This window comes from Marinobacter sp. (assembly GCF_033722195.1).
Lineage (GTDB): Bacteria > Pseudomonadota > Gammaproteobacteria > Pseudomonadales > Oleiphilaceae > Marinobacter.
In genome coordinates, this window is sequence record NZ_JAWVZL010000024.1 from 1 (window position 1) to 18,683 (window position 18,683).

The 18,683-nt window shown below is 63.6% G+C and carries 15 protein-coding genes, 1 tRNA gene and 1 pseudogene; 9 read left to right on the forward strand and 8 right to left on the reverse strand.

Annotated features, from left to right (window positions below; all coding sequences use genetic code 11):
• Nucleotides 1-309 precede the first annotated feature (309 nt).
• From R3280_RS06670 to R3280_RS06680, 3 genes are read right to left on the reverse strand one after another with little or no spacing between them, the layout of a single operon-like run.
• Nucleotides 310-1,314 carry a radical SAM protein gene (locus R3280_RS06670; RefSeq protein WP_318997809.1) on the reverse strand — a complete coding sequence of 335 codons (1,005 nt, stop codon included), beginning with the start codon at nt 1,312-1,314 and terminating at the stop codon, nt 310-312.
• A 10-nt stretch (nt 1,315-1,324) separates the two neighbouring features.
• The gene (locus R3280_RS06675; protein ID WP_318997810.1) at nt 1,325-2,149 is read right to left on the reverse strand and encodes a DUF547 domain-containing protein; all 825 of its coding nucleotides are present in this window, start codon (nt 2,147-2,149) and stop codon (nt 1,325-1,327) included.
• A 44-nt stretch (nt 2,150-2,193) separates the two neighbouring features.
• Nucleotides 2,194-4,386 (reverse strand): FAD-dependent oxidoreductase, encoded by a 2,193-nt coding sequence (locus R3280_RS06680; RefSeq protein WP_318997811.1) that lies wholly within the window; start codon nt 4,384-4,386, stop codon nt 2,194-2,196.
• A gap of 497 nt (nt 4,387-4,883) precedes the next feature.
• On the opposite strand from R3280_RS06680, the gene R3280_RS06685 reads away from it, so the two are divergent.
• The 4 genes from R3280_RS06685 (at nt 4,884) to R3280_RS06700 (ending at nt 9,058) form a co-directional block, all read left to right on the forward strand.
• A complete protein-coding gene (locus R3280_RS06685) occupies nt 4,884-5,906 on the forward strand; it encodes an amino acid ABC transporter substrate-binding protein (protein ID WP_318997812.1) in 1,023 nt (340 codons plus the stop codon).
• Between the two features lie 93 nt (nt 5,907-5,999).
• Complete coding sequence (locus R3280_RS06690) at nt 6,000-7,187, forward strand: amino acid ABC transporter permease (RefSeq protein ID WP_318997813.1); 1,188 nt, start codon at nt 6,000-6,002, stop codon at nt 7,185-7,187.
• The gene (locus tag R3280_RS06695; RefSeq protein WP_318997814.1) at nt 7,187-8,272 is read left to right on the forward strand and encodes an amino acid ABC transporter permease; all 1,086 of its coding nucleotides are present in this window, start codon (nt 7,187-7,189) and stop codon (nt 8,270-8,272) included. The genes R3280_RS06690 and R3280_RS06695 overlap by 1 nt, the downstream gene beginning before the upstream one ends.
• A 12-nt stretch (nt 8,273-8,284) precedes the next feature.
• Entirely contained in the window at nt 8,285-9,058 is a 774-nt protein-coding gene (locus tag R3280_RS06700; RefSeq protein ID WP_318997815.1) for an amino acid ABC transporter ATP-binding protein, read from the forward strand.
• A gap of 68 nt (nt 9,059-9,126) precedes the next feature.
• Here R3280_RS06700 and R3280_RS06705 read toward each other — a convergent pair whose 3' ends face one another.
• A complete protein-coding gene (locus tag R3280_RS06705; RefSeq protein ID WP_318997816.1) occupies nt 9,127-9,756 on the reverse strand; it encodes a YbhB/YbcL family Raf kinase inhibitor-like protein in 630 nt (209 codons plus the stop codon).
• A gap of 282 nt (nt 9,757-10,038) precedes the next feature.
• Between R3280_RS06705 and R3280_RS06710 the strand changes: the two genes are divergently transcribed.
• Together R3280_RS06710 and R3280_RS06715 are read left to right on the forward strand one after the other, a co-directional pair.
• Nucleotides 10,039-11,349, forward strand: a complete 1,311-nt coding sequence (locus tag R3280_RS06710) for an NAD(P)/FAD-dependent oxidoreductase (RefSeq protein ID WP_318997817.1) — start codon at nt 10,039-10,041, stop codon at nt 11,347-11,349.
• A gap of 97 nt (nt 11,350-11,446) precedes the next feature.
• A complete protein-coding gene (locus R3280_RS06715; protein WP_318997818.1) occupies nt 11,447-12,367 on the forward strand; it encodes a sterol desaturase family protein in 921 nt (306 codons plus the stop codon).
• On the opposite strand, the gene R3280_RS06720 is transcribed toward R3280_RS06715, so the two are convergent.
• Nucleotides 12,333-12,406: transfer RNA gene (locus R3280_RS06720), tRNA-Gly, on the reverse strand. The genes R3280_RS06715 and R3280_RS06720 overlap by 35 nt on opposite strands.
• Before the next feature lie 142 nt (nt 12,407-12,548).
• Between R3280_RS06720 and R3280_RS06725 the strand changes: the two genes are divergently transcribed.
• The 3 genes from R3280_RS06725 to R3280_RS06735 all read left to right on the forward strand — a co-directional run bounded on the left by R3280_RS06725 (nt 12,549) and on the right by R3280_RS06735 (nt 15,428).
• Nucleotides 12,549-14,285, forward strand: a complete 1,737-nt coding sequence (locus tag R3280_RS06725; RefSeq protein ID WP_318997819.1) for a potassium/proton antiporter — start codon at nt 12,549-12,551, stop codon at nt 14,283-14,285.
• An 82-nt stretch (nt 14,286-14,367) separates the two neighbouring features.
• On the forward strand, nt 14,368-14,922 hold the full coding sequence (locus tag R3280_RS06730) for a L,D-transpeptidase family protein (protein WP_413468747.1): 555 nt from the start codon (nt 14,368-14,370) through the stop codon (nt 14,920-14,922).
• 224 nt (nt 14,923-15,146) lie between these two features.
• A complete protein-coding gene (locus tag R3280_RS06735; RefSeq protein WP_318997820.1) occupies nt 15,147-15,428 on the forward strand; it encodes an Lpp/OprI family alanine-zipper lipoprotein in 282 nt (93 codons plus the stop codon).
• Between the two features lie 217 nt (nt 15,429-15,645).
• Here the strand turns inward: R3280_RS06735 and R3280_RS06740 are convergent.
• From R3280_RS06740 to R3280_RS06750, 3 genes and pseudogenes are all read right to left on the reverse strand, one after another.
• Nucleotides 15,646-16,368, reverse strand: a pseudogene (locus R3280_RS06740) (slipin family protein); the annotation flags it as partial.
• 42 nt (nt 16,369-16,410) lie between these two features.
• Nucleotides 16,411-17,886, reverse strand: coding sequence for a nodulation protein NfeD (locus R3280_RS06745; RefSeq protein WP_318997821.1), 1,476 nt, complete (start codon nt 17,884-17,886; stop codon nt 16,411-16,413).
• A gap of 29 nt (nt 17,887-17,915) precedes the next feature.
• Complete coding sequence (locus R3280_RS06750; protein WP_318997822.1) at nt 17,916-18,668, reverse strand: SDR family oxidoreductase; 753 nt, start codon at nt 18,666-18,668, stop codon at nt 17,916-17,918.
• Nucleotides 18,669-18,683: the final 15 nt, after the last annotated feature.

Here is an 18,683-nt window from a genome sequence, read left to right on the forward strand (position 1 = left end):
CCCCCCCCCCCCCCCCCCCGAGCCGTACAGGGACGTATTTACAGGCGTGTTTCCGGAGGGACCCACCCCACTACCACGCCAATCTTCTGTAATAGCTCGAAATTGAAAACTACGACCCTGTGGCCGCCGAACGATGAATGGCGAATGGCACAGAATCTGAAGCAGAGGGTGTAGGGGACCTTTCTGAAATCGTGAGTGGCCATGGATGGCCACGCCCGAGCCCTACATGGATGTATTTACGGGCGTATTTCAGAAAGGTCCCCTACATCCTCTGCCACCCCCCAACCATCAGTCCCAAAGCAAACCCACTCAGACCGGAGCAGAACAACTGGCCCCGAACCGGTAACAGGAAAAGCAACGGTGATGCCGCAGCATGATGCGCTCGTCCATGCTTTCTTTCAGGGTGCCCCCCAGGTCGTATTCCGGGTCGTCGTCCACCAAGGTGCAGGCGTAAACCCTTACCTTGTCGCCCTTTTTCACCAGCATGCGGGTATAGGTGCACATGAAATGGGCCCGGCTTTCCTTCGTGGGGTACTTCTCCATGCAGGTTTCGGTGATCTCCGGGCTGCCGTCCTCCGACCCGGGGGTTCCCAGGTCCGGGAAGGCGGTGAAGGCCAGGGTCTCGGGAATGCCCCAGTCCCGGAAGATGGCCCGGAAGCGGTCTTCCACCTCGGAGGCCACTTCACCCTCGTCGGTCTGGCGGGCAATGGACACCCTGAAGCCCTGGTCGTGGAGCCAGCGGATGCCCTCCAGTGCCTTGGCGAAACTGCCCTCGCCGCGATCCTTGTCGTGGCGGGCCGCGTCCGGGTAGTCCAGGCTGACCCGGAAGTGGATCGGGTAGGGGTTGTCCAGCAACGGCAGCACCTGGCGCTTGCGTTTCAGCAGCGGGTCGGTGGCGTTGGTGAGCACGAAGCAGGGCTGGTGCTGGCTGGCGTAATTGAGGATGTTGACGAAATCCCGGATCACGAAGGGCTCGCCGCCGGTGAAGGAGAACTGCTCCACCCCCATGTCCAGGGCCTCGTGAATAAAGGGTTTGACGTCGGAGAGCTTCATACCCGGGATGCGGCCATCACCGGGATGGGAGCCTTCCAGGCAGAACGGGCAGGCCAGGTTGCAGGCGGTGCCGGTGTGGATCCAGAGTTCCTTCAGCCGGTCCGCGTCGATGTAGCCGCGCGGGTCGCCGGCACGGGTGTGGGTCCAGCTGTCCACGGCCCGCGGCGTGATGACCTCGGTGACGGGAATGCGGCGGCTGGTGCGGCCTTTATCCGCCCGTGCCTGGGTGGCGACGGTGTCGTTGATCACATCAAAAGCCATAGTGTCCTCGTTACCTTGTTGCATCCCGGACGTCGTTCAGCGCCCAGTCATAATCCAGAAATTCGATATCGGCTCCGATCGCCACCAGCCGTTGCGGCACCGGCCCGGTGCTCAGCCTCTCCAGGTGGCCCATCAGGAACCCACGCACACCGTCCGGGTAGCCGGTGTCAGCGCTCCAGTCTTCACCGTACCAGTCAAAGATGCGGGACACCTCAAACTGCCGGGCGGCGGCGTTGTAGCGATTGCGCTCGCTGTCCGCCATGAAACGATCTTCCGCCCGGGTCAGCTGGGCGTCCAGACTGTCTCCTGTATACGCAGTATCGACCAGGGCGGGGCAACCCACCGACGCACAGTTGACGGCAAAATGGATCCTGGGCTCGGCAAACTCCACCCGGATCATTTCATGCTCGATGTCGTCGAGGCTGCGCTGCCCGCCCCGCAGCTGGACGAATTCCCGGCCCCAGGGGGAACTCAGCAGGCCACCAAGCTCCTTGATGGACGCCAGGTCCGGGTATTCGGTGAGGATCAGCTCCACCGTGAAGGCGTTGTAGGCGTTGATCAGAAACGCCAGCCGGCGATCATCGCTCCACGCCTGGTACTGGTCCTCCGACACCGCGGACAGGCTGCCCAGATAGTCCTCCAGGGCGGTTTGGTTACGCTTGAAGCCGGCGTAGTCCACTTCCGAGGCGACGCCGCCCCGAATCCACACCACGTGCTCCTGCAGCAGGCGGTTCCAGGCCGCATGCTGGTGATCGAAATCGCCGGCCCGGGTGGCGCCCGCTGTCAGCAGCCAGGTCAGTGCGCAGGCCAGGATGATGAGTCGCTTGGCGTTCATGCTCTGCATCCGTTAATCGTTGAATGACGCCGGCCGGAGCCGGCTCAGGTTTCGCTGGAGGCACGCCCAAGCGCCGCGCCGCCGGCCTTGCCCCGGCGCCAGCCATGCAGCTTCTCCAGCAGGCCCAGCACGCCCTGGGGCGCGTTGGCCCGCTTCCATTCGCCGGCGGCGTACTTGGCGGCCTCGTTCCAGGTCGGGTAGGGGTGCACCGTACCCAGGATCTTGTTCAGGCCGAGGCCGTGTTTCATCGCCAGGGTGAACTCCGCCAGGATCTCGCCGCCCTGGGGCCCGACCACCACGGCACCCAGGATCTTGTCCTTGCCGGGCTTGGTAAGCACCTTGATAAAGCCGGTGGCGCGACTCTCGGCGATAGCCCGGTCCAGGTCCCCCAGATCGTAACGGGTGACTTCCACATTGATGCCCTGTTCGCGGGCTTCGGTCTCGCTCAGCCCGACCCGGGCCACCTCCGGCTGGGTGAAGGTGACCCAGGGCAGCACCCGGTAATCCACCCGGAAGCGCTTGAAGTCACCGAACAGGCCGTTCACCGCGGCATACCATGCCTGGTGCGCCGCCGCGTGGGTGAACTGGTAGGGTCCGGCGACATCGCCGCAGGCAAAAATGTTGGGATAGACCACGCTCATGTCCTCGCCGGTGGGCAGGGTACCGTTGCGTTCCGGCTTGATATCCAGGGCCTCCAGGTTGAGGGAGGCGGTATTGGCCGCCCGTCCCAATGCCACCAGCACCCGGTCGAAGGGGATCCGGACCTGTTCGCCTTCGTGCTCGCAGACCGCAATCCGCTCACCCTTCTCTTCCACAAACTCCACCGCCTTGTGGTTCAGATGCACCTGGATGCCCTCGGCCCGGAACTGCTCCAGCACCCGCTCGGACACATCCGGGTCCTCCTTGGCCAGCAGGCGGTCACCCATTTCCACCTGGGTCACCTGGCTGCCCAGGCGCCGGAAAGCCTGGCTCAGCTCGGAGCCGATGGGGCCGCCACCCAGCACCAGTAGCCGCTCCGGCTGCTCCTCCAGCTCCCAGAGATTGTCGGAGGTCAGCGGCGCCATGTCCTTCAGGCCCGGGATCGGCGGCAACGCCGGCCGGCCGCCGGAGGCAATGATGATACTGCGGGCCGTCAGGCGCTGGCGCTTGCCGTCGCCCTGCACCACTTCCAGCTCCCAGGGAGATACGAAGCGGGCCTCGCCAAAGATGCAGTCCACCCCCAGCTTGCGGTACCGCTCCGGTGAGTCGTGGGGCTCCACCTCGGCAATCACCCGCTTGACCCGGTCCATGATCTTGCGGAAGGAGCCTTTCACCGGCACCGCCTCCAGGCCATAACGGTCGGCGTGGCGCAGGCTGTCGGCCACCTTGGCGCTCTGGATCAGGGCCTTGGAAGGCACACACCCGGTATTCAGGCAGTCGCCGCCCATTTTGTGGCGCTCGATCAGCGCCACCTTGGCTTTGACCGCCGCCGCGATGTAGGCGGACACAAGGCCTGCGGAGCCGCCTCCAATGACCAAGAGGTTGTAATCGAAATGGGCGGGTTTCTGGAACTTGCGGTAGAGCCGGCGCCGGCGGATCAGCCCCACCACCACCTTGGCGATCAGCGGGAACAGGCCCAGCAGGGCGAAGGCCAGCAGCACGTCGGCGGAGACCACATCCCCCAGGGTGTCGATCTGGGCCAGCTGGGTGCCGGCGTTGACGTAGACAAAGGTGCCCGGCAGCATCGCCACCCAGCTCACCAGGGCATAGGTGACCAGCTTCATGCCGGTGAGCCCCATGGCCAGGTTGATCAGGAAGAAGGGAAATACTGGCACCAGGCGCAGGGTGGCCAGGTAAAAGGCGCCGTCTTTCTCGATGCCCCGGTCCATGCGCTTGACGGTTTCGCTGTAGCGCCGGCGCAGGGTATCCCGCAGCAGGAACCGGGCCGCCAGGAACGCCAGCGAGGCGCCAATGGTGGAAGCCACCGACGCTGCCAGCAGACCGTGAAGGTTGCCGAAGAAAGCGCCTGCCGCCAGGGTCATGATGGTGGCCCCCGGCAGCGACAGCGCGGTCACCAGGATATACACCAGCACAAAGCCCACAAGTGCGGTGAGGGTATTGGCGGCAATCCAGCGGTCAATCTCGGCCTGGTGGCGTTGCAGGTTTTCCAGGGTGAGCAGCTGGTGGCCGTCGAGACCCACGAAAAGCGCCACACCGGCGGCGATAAGGCCAAGGATGATCAACTTCTTGCTGTTCATGACGTGATTCCATGCTGACGATTCATTGGTATTGCTCCCTGCCGGACACCCGAGGAGCGCCAGAGTTACACAGGCGCGGTTATTTTTTTGCTTTCGATGCTGCTGTTACGTGCGCCGCCCGGCACAGGATCGCGCCGAATGTTCACACGATCGTCGCGGCCGCATCACCGTACAAAGAATCCGATTACCACTTTGGGACAGAGACCTTAGTCGAAACGTTCACCTTTCTTTACATTGTGGACTACTCTTAGCTTCAGGTCCCTGACGTGTGGTGGTTTTACTGTGGTACCGAGGTGCCGTTCAGGCGACAGGACAGCGGCGGAAGGGAAACGCACCGCCGTGGTGCCTGTGACCGTTCCGGTGGCATCCCGATGCCCGCCGGTAACCACCCGCGTCAAATTATTTTTACAATAATCAGGGGCTTGAATGGCTTGGCTTAGGCCTTGCTCGGAACGCAAGGTGCTACGCACCCAACCGATACTCGGAGACCCAAGATAATGAAAAAGCTACTCTCGTTCGCGACCGCAGCCACCATCACCGGCACCCTCTTCGCCGGTGCCGCAAGTGCGGCCACCACTCTGGAAACCGTCAAGCAGCGGGGCCACCTGCAGTGCGGCGTGACCACCGGCCTGCCGGGCTTTTCCCAGCCTGACGACAAGGGCAACTGGACCGGCCTGGACGTGGACACCTGCCGCGCGGTTGCCGCCGCCATTTTCGGTGACGGCAGCAAGGTACAGTTCACCCCGCTGACCGCCAAGGAGCGTTTTACCGCGCTGCAGTCCGGTGAGATCGACGTGCTGGCCCGCAACACCACCTGGACCCTGACCCGTGACGCCTCCCTGGGTCTGAACTTCACCGGCACCAACTATTACGATGGCCAGGGCTTCCTGGTGAACAAGAATATCGGCGTGGACGACGCCAAGCAGCTGGGCGGCGCCACCGTCTGTATCCAGGCCGGCACCACCACCGAACTCAACCTGGCGGACTATTTCCGTACCCAGGGCATGGACTTCAAGCCCATCGTCTTCAACACCTCCGAGCAGACCGTTCAGGGCTTCGCCTCCGGCCGTTGCGACGTGCTGACTTCCGACCGTTCACAGCTGGCGGCCCTGCGCAGCAAGTTGGAGGATCCGGAAAGCACCGTCATTCTGCCCAACACCATTTCCAAGGAGCCTTTGGGCCCGGTGGTGCGTCAGGGCGACGACCAGTGGTTCAACATCGTCAAATGGACCCTGTTCACCCAGATCAACGCCGAGGAACTGGGCATCACCCAGGAAAACCTGGCGGACATGAAGAAGTCCACCAATCCCGAAATCCAGCGCCTGCTGGGCACTGACGGCGACATGGGCGAGAAACTGGGCCTGCCGGCTGACTACGGCTACCAGATTGTCGAGGACGTAGGCAACTACGGCGAAATGTACAACCGCAATGTCGGCCCCGGCACCCCGCTGGACCTGGAGCGTGGCCTCAACGCTCTGTGGACCAACGGTGGAATCATGTACGCGCCGCCGGTACGCTAACCCCCGTGTGATGATCCCGCGTCCCGGTCGCCATGGGCGGCCGGGGCGTTCTTCTGTTGATTCCCTGGCACGGGATGCATTTCGGGGTACCCGATGAACCAAGTCAAAACCACACCGGCGCACGCCCAGCGCCGTCCATGGAACGACCCCAAGGTCCGATCGCTGGTTTTCCAGGTGATTGCGCTGTTCGCAGTGGGCTGGGCCGGCTGGACCCTGTTCCAGAATACCCTCGCCAACATGGAAAGCCGCGGCATCAGCACCGGTTTCGGCTTCCTGGATGAGTCGGCGGGATTCGGCATCATCATGAGCCTGATTCCCTACGACGCCACCATGACTTACGGCCGCACCTTCCTGGTGGGCCTGCTCAATACCCTGCTGGTGTCCGCCATGGGCATTGTGGCCGCCACCATCCTGGGTTTCCTGATCGGCGTTGCGCGTCTGTCGAGCAACTGGCTGGTGGCCAAGCTGGCCCTGGTCTACGTCGAGACCCTGCGCAACCTGCCGCTGCTGCTGCAGATTTTCTTCTGGTATTTCGCCGTTCTGCGCAACCTGCCGGCACCCCGCCAGAGCGTGGAGCTGGGCGGCACCGTGTTCCTCAACAACCGCGGCCTCTATATACCGGAGCCCCTCAGCCAGCCCGGCTTCGGCTGGGTCATCGCAGCGGCGGTGATCGCCATCGTAGCCGCCGTCGTCATCACCCGCTGGGCCCGCAAGCGCCAGATCAAGACCGGCCAGCTGTTCCCCACCTTCCGGGTCAACCTGGCTATCCTGATCCTGCTGCCGGCACTGGCGTATTTCGCCACCGGCGGTCCGCTGAGCTGGGAAATCCCTGAACTGAGGGGCTTCAACTTTGGCGGCGGCATCACCATCATTCCGGAACTGGCCGCCCTGTGGGTGGCGCTGTCGCTCTACACCGCCAGCTTCATCGCCGAGATCGTGCGATCCGGCATCCTTGCGGTCAGCAAGGGCCAGACCGAGGCGGCCCAGGCCCTGGGCCTGCGCTCCGGCATGACCATGCGGCTGGTGGTGATCCCCCAGGCCATGCGGGTGATCGTGCCACCGCTCACCAGCCAGTACCTGAACCTGACCAAGAACTCGTCACTGGCCACCGCCATCGGTTACCCGGACCTGGTGGGCGTCTTCATGGGCACCACCCTGAACCAGACCGGTCAGGCCGTTGAAGTGGTGGCCATGACCATGGCGGTGTTCCTCACCATCAGCCTGAGCATCTCGGCGCTGATGAACATCTATAACCGTTCTGTCGCCTTGCAGGAGCGCTGATGACCAGTCCTTCGGAATTGCCTCCCAAATCGGAGATCGGTGCGTGGGGCTGGTGCCGCAAGCACCTGTTCTCCACCTGGTATAACGCTTTGCTGACACTGGTGATCGGCTACCTGGTGGTCACCAGCATCATGCCGCTGCTGGAATGGCTGCTGCTGGATGCCACCTTCACCGGTGAAACCTCCGCCGACTGTGCCGGCGCCGGTGCCTGCTGGCTGTTCATCAGCCAGCGGCTGAACTTCTTCATCTACGGCTTCTACCCGGACCCCCTGCAATGGCGGATCGACATCATGTTCGCCCTGCTGGCGGCGTCTTTCCTGCCCCAGTTCTTCGAGGGCTTTCCGGGCCGCAAGTACCTGGGCATTTTCGGTATCACCGGCCTGCCGCTGATCGGCCTGATCCTGATCCCGGGCGGCTGGTTCGGACTGGAACCGGTGGAGAGCACCAAATGGGGCGGCCTGATGCTGACCCTGATCATCGCCTACGTGGGCATCCTGGCGGCCCTGCCGCTGGGAACCATCCTGGCCCTGGGCCGGCGCTCGGAGATGCCCATCATCCGCGGTATCTGCGTGGTGTTTATCGAGGTCTGGCGGGCGGTGCCACTGATCACCGTACTGTTCATGGCCTCGGTGATGTTGCCGCTGTTCCTGCCAGAGGGCATGAACTTCGAGAAGCTGCTGCGGGCGCTGATCGGCATCACCCTGTGGCAGTCCGCCTACATGGCGGAGGTTGTCCGGGGCGGGCTGCAGGCCATTCCCCGGGGCCAGTACGAGGCCGCCGCCGCGCTGGGACTGGGCTACTGGCGCAAGATGGGGCTGATCATCCTGCCCCAGGCGCTGACCATGGTGATACCGGGCATCGTCAACACCTTCATTGCGCTGTTCAAGGACACCACCCTGGTGCTGATCATCGGGCTGTTCGACATCCTTGGCACCGTGCAGTCAACGGTGACCGACCCTGCCTGGCAGAACGTCACCACCGAGGGTTACGTGTTCGTGGCCTTCTGTTTCTGGATCTTCTGTTTTGGCATGTCCCGCTACAGCCAGAACCTGGAACGCAAACTCGACACCGGCCACCGTACCTGACGGAAATCCATCATGACTGAACAGACCCAAAAGCAAGACAAGCAGGCGCCCGAGAACATCATCCGGGTGGAGGACATGCACAAGTGGTACGGCAAGTTCCACGTCCTCAAGGGCCTCAACCTGAATGTGGCCACCGGCGAACGTATCGTCATCTGCGGGCCCTCGGGCTCGGGCAAGTCCACCTTCATCCGCTGCATCAACCGGCTGGAGGAACACCAGCGGGGCAAGATCATCGTCGACAATGTGGAGCTCACCGATGACCTGCGCCAGATCGACAATGTGCGGCGGGAAGTGGGCATGGTGTTCCAGCACTTCAACCTGTTTCCCCACCTGACGGTGCTGGAGAACTGCTGCCTGGCGCCGCTCTGGGTCCGCAAGGTACCGCGCAAGGAGGCCGAGGCCACCGCCATGGAGTACCTGGAGCGGGTCAAGATTCCGGAGCAGGCCAACAAGTACCCGGGCCAGCTATCCGGCGGTCAGCAGCAGCGGGTGGCCATTGCCCGGGCGCTGTGCATGAAGCCCAAGGTGATGCTGTTCGACGAGCCCACCTCGGCGCTGGACCCGGAAATGATCAAGGAAGTGCTGGACGTCATGATCGAGCTGGCGGGCAGCGGCATGACCATGATCTGCGTGACCCACGAGATGGGCTTCGCCAAGACCGTCGCGGACCGCGTGATCTTCATGGACGGCGGCGAGATCGTTGAAGTGGCGCCCCCCCAGGAGTTCTTCCAGAACCCCCGCGAAGCCCGCACCCAGCAGTTCCTCAAGCAGATCCTGCACCACTGAGGCGCCTGCACCACTGAGGCGGAAGGGCCGGCAGCCTCCCTGCCGGCCTTTTACCCTGCCGCGTCCGGTCAGTCGCGCCGCAGATCCGGGTTGAGGGTATAGGTCCCGGTCACCCGGGCACTGGCCAGCACGTGGCCTTCCATGGCCGCCCGCACGTCGTTGCCGTCGAATTCGCCACTCAGCCCCAGGGTGTCCACATCCAGGGCGTGAACCTCGTAGTGGTAGCGGTGGATGATCTCGTCGTTCCAGGGCGGGCAGGGGCCGTCGTGGCCGGCATAGGTACCGGCCATGTCCGGGTTGCCGGCGAGGAACTGGGTGTAGTTGTTGACGCCGCGAATACCCACCGGGCCGGCACCGGTGGGCTTGCCCTTGGGAATCACCCCGTCGCTGTCGGCGCCCTCGGGAATCTGGTGCACATCGGCGGGCACATCCACCAGCAGCCAGTGGAAGAAGTCCACCCGGGGCAGGTCTTTCGACACCGTCTTGCCCTCCTGGTTGACGTCGTCCGCCTCGCTGGGCACGTCCGGGTCGAACATCATGACCACGAAGCTCCGGGTGCCCTCCGGCTCACCGGACCATTCCAGCTCCGGATTGCGGTTGGGGCCGAAATTCATGTGGTCTTCCTCACTGTAGACTCCGAAGGCGAACTTCTCCGGAATCGGCTGGTTGTCCTCAATGCCCTTCACTCGCAGTTTCACGGGTTGTCTCCTCTTGGCTTGAACTCATGGTCTCGGATACTGGTTTTGTTTTAACAGCCGCCCGAGCTTCCTGTCCAGCCATGCCGGGCCGTCTCCTACCGGGGTCGCATTGTTCCGCCGCCGCGCTCACGCTAGGATGGGCGTCGCCAGTTCAGCAGTCGGCACCGAACGCTCCGCGCGCACTTTTCCCGCCTGCTGCTGCCCCGCGCCAGTGACGAAAGCCATGGTTTCTGAGCCGTCGCCCAGAACCCATGGCTGTCTTCATTTCGCAGGGACCTACCCATGGAATCAAAACACCACATCGTGGTTGTCGGCGGCGGTGCCGGCGGCCTGGAACTGGTCACCCGCCTGGGCAAGAAACTGGGCCGTAAGGGCAAAGCCCGGATCACCCTGGTAGACGCCGTGCTTACCCATGTCTGGAAGCCACTGCTGCACGAGGTGGCGGCCGGCTCCCTGGATGCCAACGCCAATGAGATCAATTTCCGCGCCCACGCCCGCAAGCACCATTACGAGTTCCAGCTCGGCCGCATGGATGGTCTCGACCGTGAGCACCAGACCGTCAGGCTGGCGGCCATCAGGGGCGATGACGGTCAGGAAGTAGTGCCGGAACGGCACATTGCCTACGACACCCTGGTGATGGCGGTGGGCAGCACCGCCAACGACTTCGGCACCCCCGGCGCCAAGGACAACTGCCTGTTCCTGGACAGCCTGGCCCAGGCCCAGCGCTTTCACAACCTGCTACTCAACGCCTTCCTGCGCACCAACTACCAGGTCAGCAGCAACCACGGCCACCAGCTGCGCATCAACATCATCGGCGCCGGCGCCACCGGCGTGGAGCTGGCGGCGGAGCTGAGGCTGGCGTCCCGGGAGCTGCCGGTCTACGGCATGAACAACCTCAAACCGGCGGATGTGAAGATCAGTATCGTGGAAGCCGCGCCCCGGATTCTGCCGGCGCTGCCGGAGCGCCTGTCCGCCGCCGCCACCCGGGAGCTGGGGCGGCTCGATGTGGCGGTGGTGACCGGCCAGCCGGTCAGCGAAGTCGGCGAGAACGAGGTGGTACTGAAAGACGGCACCACCCTGGGCTCGGAGATGACCATCTGGGCCGCCGGCATCAAGGCACCGGCGTTCCTGGCAACGCTGCCGGGCCTGGCAACCAACCGCTCCAATCAGCTGGTGGTACGCCAGACCCTGCAGACCAGCAACGACCCCGATATTTTCGCGTTCGGCGACTGCGCCGCCTGCCCCCAGCCGGATTCCGACCGGCCGGTGCCGCCCCGGGCCCAAGCCGCCCACCAGCAGGCCGACACCCTGTTCCAGACCCTGGTCAACCGGCTCCAGGGCAAGCCGCCGGTGCCCTTCGTGTACCGGGATTACGGCTCATTGATCAACTTCAGCCGCTACACCACCGTGGGCAACCTGATGGGCAATCTGTCCGGGCGCAGCATGCTCATCGAGGGCAAGGTGGCCAGGCTGTTCTATCTGTCGCTCTACCGCATGCACCAGGTGGCGTTGCACGGTGTCGTGCGCACCGGCGTGATCTGGCTCATGGACCGGGTCAGCCGGGCGATGCAGCCCAGGCTGAAACTGCACTGACGGAATTCGCCAGCGGGAACGTCGCAATCGGCCAACGGCGACAGCGCTGCAGGCTGGCATACTGGCTATCCGACGTGATCATCCCGGAGTCTGAGCAATGCCCCCGACCCCACTGACCGACTGGCTGGGTTTCGACCCGCACCTGGTGACTCTGGCCCTGGCGCCGGCTTTCCTGCTGGCCATGGCGGCGGAGTTCTGGCAGCTGCAGCGCGGCGGCGGCCCGGCTTCGGCCCGCTACACCTGGGCCGATACCTTCAGCAACATGACCCTGGCGGGGCTGTACCAGGCCAGTGACGTGCTGGCGGCGCTGGGCACCATCCTTGTCTACAACGCCTTTTTCGACGTCCGGCTGTTCGATATCCCGTTCAACGCCTGGACCCTGGCGCTGCTGTTCGTGATCCAGGATTTCTTCTATTACTGGTTTCATCGCGCCCATCACCGCATCCGGCTGTTCTGGTGCTCCCACGTGGTGCACCATTCCTCCGAGCGTTTGAACCTGTCCACCGCCTTCCGCCAGAGCGTGACCTACCCGCTCACCGGCATGTGGCTGTTCTGGCTGCCCATCGTGATCATCGGTTTTCCGCCGGAGACCGTGGTCTTCGCCGTCGCCATCAGCCTGGCCTACCAGTTTTTCATCCATACCCAGCTGGTGGCCAAGCTGGGCCCGCTGGAGTGGGTCTTCAACACGCCCTCCCACCATCGGGCCCATCACGGCCGCAACGGCGAGTACATTGACCGCAACTACGGCGGCATCCTGATCATCTGGGACCGGCTGTTCGGCACCTTTGTGGAGGAGACCCGGGCGCCGGACTACGGCATTCCGGAGCGCATCGACAGCCACAATCCGCTGGTGCTCAGTTTTCACGAATGGAAAAGCCTGATCGCCGACCTGAAACGGCCGGATCTGCGCTGGGGTCAGAAACTGCAGATGCTGCTGGCGCCGCCGGAGCGGGCCCGGGAGTTGCGGGAAAGGGGGAGAGACATGGAGCGGGTGAAGGGAATCGAACCCTCGTCGTAAGCTTGGGAAGCTTCTGCTCTGCCATTGAGCTACACCCGCACATCCGCTCGTGCCCACTATAGGGGCCCGCCGGGTTTGCCACAAGCCGGCCCCCGCGGTTTTTTTAAGGGATCACCGGCAGTGACCCCCAACCGTGCGAATCCGGGTGTTATCATGGTGATAACACGGTTCCGGAGTCTCCATGCCCACCACTGTCATCCTTCTCGGCGCCCTGATGCTGGTCATGAGCATCATGCTCAGCCCGCTGTCCAGCCGCCTGGGCATGCCGGTGCTGCTGATTTTTCTGGTGGTGGGCATGATGATGGGGGAGGACGGCGCCGGCGGCATCCCCTTCGACGATTTCGAACTGGCCTTCCTGATTGGCAACCTGGCACTGGCGGTGATCCTGCTGGACGGCGGTATGCGCACCCGCGCCGAAACCTTCCGGGTGGGCTTGCGGCCGGCGTTGGTTCTGGCCACCGCCGGCGTCCTGATCACCGCCTTCCTGGCAGGGCTCACGGCCTACTACCTGTTCGGCGTGCACTGGCTGACGGCGCTGCTGATCGGCGCCATCATCTCCTCCACCGACGCTGCCGCGGTCTTCTCACTGCTCCAGGGCCACGGCCTGCATCTGAACGAGCGGGTCAGCGCCACCCTGGAGATCGAGTCCGGCAGCAACGACCCCATGGCCATCTTCCTGACCCTGATGCTGCTGATGCTGATTGAGAGCCAGGGCGCCGGGTCCGTCTGGCGCAGCCTGTGGATGCTGGTGATGCAGTTTGGCATTGGCAGTGTGATGGGCGTGGTTGGCGGCCTGGCCATCGTGGAGCTGGCCAACCGCATCCGCCTGACGCCCTCGCTCTATCCGCTGCTGGTGGTGGCCGCTGGCATGATCGTGTTTGCCGGCACCAACGAACTGGGGGGCAGCGGTTTTCTGGCCATCTACCTGGCCGGCGTGGTGGTGGGCAACCGTCATGTCCGGATGATGCCGATGATCCTGCAGGTCCATGACGGCCTGGCCTGGCTGGCGCAGCTGGGGCTGTTCCTGATGCTGGGGCTGCTGGTGAATCCCAGTGAGTTGATGCCCCTGCTGGGCCCCGGCCTGGTGCTGGCGCTGGTACTGATCTTCGTGGCCCGGCCGTTGGCGGTGGTCACTACGCTCTGGCCCTTCGGCTTCAACCGCCGCGAACTGGCCTTCATCAGCTGGGTCGGGTTGCGGGGGGCGGTGCCCATCGTGCTGGCGCTGTTTCCGGTCATGGCCGGCCTGCCGGAAGCCCGCGAGATCTTCCACTACGCGTTCTTCATCGTACTGGTGTCGCTGCTGGTCCAGGGCATGTCGCTGGCGCCCCTGGCCCGCAAGCTGAAGCTGGAAGTACCCGCCAGCAGCGAGCCCTACCGGCGCCTGCCGCTGGATGTGGCGGCCGCCGGCGATCACGAGCTGATGCTGTTCCCGCTGCGGGGAGACCAGTGGCAGGAATTGCGGCCGCTGGGGCGGCTCAGCCTGCCGGAGAACACCGCCATCGCCGGGGTGTTCCGCAATCGCACCTGCCACGAACCCAGGCCGGACCTGGAAGTGGGCGCCGGCGACGTGGTGGCGGTGTTCGCCACACCGGCCGTGCTGCCGCTACTGGGCAAATCCCTGACCGGCCGGCAGGCCCCCAGACACCTGTCGGAGCGCACTTTCTTCGGTGACTTCGTGCTCAACGGCGACGCCCTGCTGGGGGATGTGGAGCAGGTCTACGGTATCGAGTTTGACGAGCTGCCGCCGGACCTGTCCCTGGCCGAGTGCTTTGCCCGGCGTACCAAGGGCCACCCGGTGGTGGGCGACCGGGTGGTGCTGGGGCCGGTCACCCTCGTCGCCAGGGCCACGGAGGCCGACAAGGTCACCAAGGTGGGCCTGAAAATGGAAGAAAAGTCCGCCGGCGGCAACAAAAGTTAAACTCTGTTACACAGGCCACATTCGCGAACCGCTCCCGCTGTGCTATAAACGGGCCTGTTGCAATATTAACCATTGGTAAGTCATGTCACTGCATCATCCCGTTCGAGCCGCATTTGCCACCCTGGCACTCCTGGTCACAACCCTGCTGACGGCCATGCTGCCGGCCGTGGTCACTGCGTCTGAGCTGGACGGCCGCGCCATGGACGTCATGCCCCATGTCGATCAGGTACTGGTGCGCAAAGAGGAGCGCCGTCTTTACCTGATGGCGGATGAGACCGTGGTGCGCAGCTATCGCATTTCCCTGGGCGACAACCCCACCGGCCACAAGCTCTTCGAGGGCGACGAACGGACCCCCGAGGGCGACTATGTGCTGGACTGGCGCAACCCCAACAGCGATTTCTACAAGTCGATCCACATTTCCTACCCCAACGATCATGATCGCAGCATGGCCCAGGCCTGGGGCCAGGACCCGGGTGGCAGCATCATGATCCACGGCCTGCCCAACGACGCCGGCGATATGGCCTTCGCCTATGTCGGCCTGGACTGGACCGATGGCTGCATCGCGGTCAGTAACGCCGAGATGGACGAGATCTGGCAACTGGTCCGCGACGGCACCCCCATCCAGATCCTGCCCTGAAATGGCCGAAGAGGCCATCCCGGTCAGCCGATGGTCCATCCATCTTAACTTTGCGTAACCTCCTAAGAAGTTTTACGTATCAGCAGTTAACATTTTCTTTCAGAGTGTTTTACACTGATTAACGTATTCGGCAGCACGTGCCTGCCGAAGCCAAGTTGACAGGATGTTGGCATTTGCAAGATTCAACATCACAGGAAGTACAACGACCAATAAGGGGATTTGAAATGCGTAAGTTGACTATCGCAGGGTTTGCACTGGCCACCGCACTGACTGCCGGTTGTGCCACCACCGATCAGGGCGCCATTGACGAAGCGACCATGTCTGCCAACAATGCAGAACAGACCGCTAACCAGGCTCTGAGCACTGCTAACGACGCCCAGTCTACAGCACGTAGCGCTGAGCAGACTGCACAGCAGGCTCTCGCTGCTGCCAAAGCTGCCCAGAAAGCAGCTGACGAAGCAAACGAGCGCGCCAAGCGTATGCTTCAGAAGGCCAGCCAGAAGTAAGGCTGAAGCCCTCAAAGAAAAGGCCGGAAAATCCGGCCTTTTTTTATGGGCAAAATCCGGCTCAGGAGCCGGACTTGGAGTCCGAGTCCGACTTGGAACTGCTCCCGGATTTGGAACTACCGCCAGACTTGGAGCCGGATGAGGACTTGCCGGCGGAACCGCCACCGGATCCCGATTTGCCGCCAATGCCTGACCGCCACTCCTTGAAGGCGTCCATCAACTCGATGGGCAGTGGGAAGACGATGGTCGAGGCGTTACCGGTGCTCATGTCCGACAGGGTTTGCAGGTAACGCAGCTGCATGGCGCCGGAGTTGGTCGACATCACGCGGGCCGCCTCCACCAGTTTCTCCGACGCCTGCAGCTCGCCCTCAGCATGGATGACCTTGGCGCGACGCTCACGCTCGGCCTCGGCCTGGCGGGCAATGGCGCGGATCATGGATTCGTTCAGGTCAACATGCTTGATTTCCACATTGGCCACCTTGATGCCCCATTCCTCGGTCTGGGCATCGATGATTTCCTGGATGTCGGCGTTGAGCTTGTCTCGCTCCGACAGCATCTCGTCCAGGTCGTGTTTACCCAGCACCGAGCGCAGGGTGGTCTGGGCCAGCTGACTGGTGGCAGAGGCAAAATCCTCCACCCGGATAATGGCCCGCTCCGGATCAATGACGCGGAAATAGAGCACGGCGTTGACCTTGACGGTGACGTTGTCCTTGGAGATCACGTCCTGACTGGGCACATCCAGGGTAATGACCCGCAGGTCCACTTTGGTCATCTGCTGGATGCCGGGGATGATGATAACCAGGCCCGGGCCCTTAACGCCCTGGAAACGGCCCAGAAAGAACACCACGCCACGCATGTATTCCGGCAGGATCCGGATCGCCGAGCCAAGAATGAGCAACAGCACCACGGTGGGTGCGATATAAGGTACCAGATCAATCATGGTTGTCGTTCTCCTTCGCCGTTAATGGGATGTGCTGTCCTTTCATTCCTGCCGGGCCACCTTCACCCGCACTGACAGACCCTCCACCGAGACCACGGCCAGGGTCTGGCCCTGGCTCACCGGCTCCTCGCTGGTGGCGTTCCAACGCTCACCCGCCAGTCGGACATGGCCACGGTAGTGACTGTTGTTGGGCTGGAAATCGTCCAGCGCGACGGCCTGTTCCTGCTTGAGCTGCTCCATACCACTATGGGCCGGCTTGCGCCTCAAGCCCATGAACCGGGTCACGGTCCACAGGATGAAGCCGCCGGCCACGGCAGCGAGGCCGCCCACGGTTGGCAGCGAGACTTCCTGGTTGCTGCCGTCCATGAGAATGATGGAGCCCACCACGAAGGCCACCAGCCCGCCGATCCCGAGGATGCCGAAGCTGGGCATGAAGGCCTCCCCGACAATGAAGGCAAGTCCCAGCAGGATCAGCGCCAGCCCGGCGTAATTCACCGACAGCACCTGGAAGGCGAACAGCGCCAGCACCAGGCAGATGGCGCCGATTACGCCGGGGAACAGACTGCCGGGATTGGACAGCTCGAAGATGATGCCGTAGAAGCCGATGATCATCAGGAAGTAGGCCACATTGGGATCGGTGATCACCGAGAGCAGGCGGGTGCGCCAGTCCGGATCAAGCCGTTCAATGGTCAGGCCCGCGGTGGCCAGTGTCCGCTCGCCGTCACTCATGTTGACGGTACGGCCGTCGATCTTTTGCAGCAGCTCCGGTGTGCTGGCGGCCACCACATCCACCACATTGCGCTCCAGTGCTTCGTCGGCGCCCAGGTTCACCGCTTCCCGCACCGCCTGCTCTGCCCAGTCGGCATTGCGGTCATGGCGTTCCGCCAGCTCGCGAATGTAGCTGACCGCATCCTCCAGCACCTTGCGCTCCATGGCGGAGCCGCCACGACGTTTGTCCGACGCCTCGGCCTCTGAAGTATCCTCAGCGGTTTCGCCACCGCCGGTTCCCGATTCGCCGCTTTCCTCCTTGGGCGAGTCTCCGGCCGGCGCTTCGGACTCTCCAGGGCTGCCGGGCATGCCGCCCATCTGCACGGGCGTGGCGGAACCCAGGTTGGTGGCCGGCGCCATGGCAGCAACGTGGCTACCGTAGAGAATGAAGGTGCCGGCGCTGGCGGCGCGGGCACCCTCGGGATAGACGTAGCTGGCAACAGGAACCGGGGAGGCAAGGATGGCCTTGATGATGCCCCGCATGGAAGCCATCAGGCCGCCAGGGGTGTCCATCTCGATCACCACCAGGTCTGCTTTGTCACGCTCGGCCTGGTTCAGGCCCCGCACGATATAGTCCATGGTGGCGGGTCCGATCGGACCCTCGACGCTGAGCACCAGGGCAGTGCCGTTGTTCTGGTCCTGGGCGATCACGGCCTGGTCAAAGGACCAGAGCGCGAGGGCAAGCCCCGCCAGCAACAGGAAAAGGAAGCCGGCGAGGCGGCGAGGGGATGGCTTGGGTCCGGTGATCATGCAAACACCTCCCGTGCGACAGTGACGGCTCAGACCAGCCGCGCCAGCAGGCCCTCCGGCAGGCGCTTCATCAGGAAGCTGATGGGCAGCCAGGGCCAGGCCGGCACATAGGCCTTGGCCCGCTCCGATTCGATGGCCCGGACCATGGCCCGGCAGCCGGTCTCGGCATCGACAATGAAGGGCGTATTGCGTACCTTTTCGTTGAGCTCGGTGCGGATGTAACCGGGATAAAGTGTGGTCACCCGGATGGCGGAGCCCTGCTTGCGCAGTTCCACCCGCAGGCCCTCGCTCAGCGCCGCCAGCCCCGACTTGGTGCCGGCGTAGGTGGTGATGTTCTTGGGCATGCCCCGCACCGCCGATACCGAGGATACGGTGACCAGATGGCCGCGGTTCTGCGCCCGGAAAATTTCCATAGCGGCTTCCATCTGGGCCAGGGCCGCCACGAAGTTGGTTTCCGCGGTCTGGCGGTTGGCTTCGAAATGACCGGTTCCCAGCGGCTGGCCCTTACCGATACCGGCATTGACGATGACCCGGTCCAGGCCGGAGAACTCGTCGCGGAAGGCCCGGAACACCTCGAACACCCGGTCGTGATCGTTGACGTCCAGAGCCCGGACGCTCACCGTAATACCGGGGTGGCTCTGGCGGAGTTCCTCTTTCAGGGCATCCAGACGCTCGGTGCGCCGGGCACACAGGGCCAGGTTGTAACCAAGGCCGGCAAACTCCCGGGCCATGCCTTCCCCCAGCCCGGAACTGGCACCGGTGATCAGTACACTGCGGCTCATCGCGTGCTCCAAAGC

What these genes read in the sequence shown, in the direction of transcription:
- R3280_RS06690 (WP_318997813.1), top strand. Translation starts at nt 6,000, where the DNA reads ATGAACCAAGTCAAAACCACACCGGCGCACGCCCAGCGCCGTCCATGG.
- R3280_RS06700 (WP_318997815.1), top strand. Translation starts at nt 8,285, where the DNA reads ATGACTGAACAGACCCAAAAGCAAGACAAGCAGGCGCCCGAGAACATC.
- R3280_RS06725 (WP_318997819.1), top strand. Translation starts at nt 12,549, where the DNA reads ATGCCCACCACTGTCATCCTTCTCGGCGCCCTGATGCTGGTCATGAGC.
- R3280_RS06685 (WP_318997812.1), top strand. Translation starts at nt 4,884, where the DNA reads ATGAAAAAGCTACTCTCGTTCGCGACCGCAGCCACCATCACCGGCACC.
- R3280_RS06715 (WP_318997818.1), top strand. Translation starts at nt 11,447, where the DNA reads ATGCCCCCGACCCCACTGACCGACTGGCTGGGTTTCGACCCGCACCTG.
- R3280_RS06680 (WP_318997811.1), bottom strand. Translation starts at nt 4,386, where the DNA reads ATGAACAGCAAGAAGTTGATCATCCTTGGCCTTATCGCCGCCGGTGTG.
- R3280_RS06730 (WP_413468747.1), top strand. Translation starts at nt 14,368, where the DNA reads ATGTCACTGCATCATCCCGTTCGAGCCGCATTTGCCACCCTGGCACTC.
- R3280_RS06745 (WP_318997821.1), bottom strand. Translation starts at nt 17,886, where the DNA reads ATGATCACCGGACCCAAGCCATCCCCTCGCCGCCTCGCCGGCTTCCTT.
- R3280_RS06670 (WP_318997809.1), bottom strand. Translation starts at nt 1,314, where the DNA reads ATGGCTTTTGATGTGATCAACGACACCGTCGCCACCCAGGCACGGGCG.
- R3280_RS06710 (WP_318997817.1), top strand. Translation starts at nt 10,039, where the DNA reads ATGGAATCAAAACACCACATCGTGGTTGTCGGCGGCGGTGCCGGCGGC.
- R3280_RS06695 (WP_318997814.1), top strand. Translation starts at nt 7,187, where the DNA reads ATGACCAGTCCTTCGGAATTGCCTCCCAAATCGGAGATCGGTGCGTGG.
- R3280_RS06735 (WP_318997820.1), top strand. Translation starts at nt 15,147, where the DNA reads ATGCGTAAGTTGACTATCGCAGGGTTTGCACTGGCCACCGCACTGACT.
- R3280_RS06750 (WP_318997822.1), bottom strand. Translation starts at nt 18,668, where the DNA reads ATGAGCCGCAGTGTACTGATCACCGGTGCCAGTTCCGGGCTGGGGGAA.
- R3280_RS06675 (WP_318997810.1), bottom strand. Translation starts at nt 2,149, where the DNA reads ATGAACGCCAAGCGACTCATCATCCTGGCCTGCGCACTGACCTGGCTG.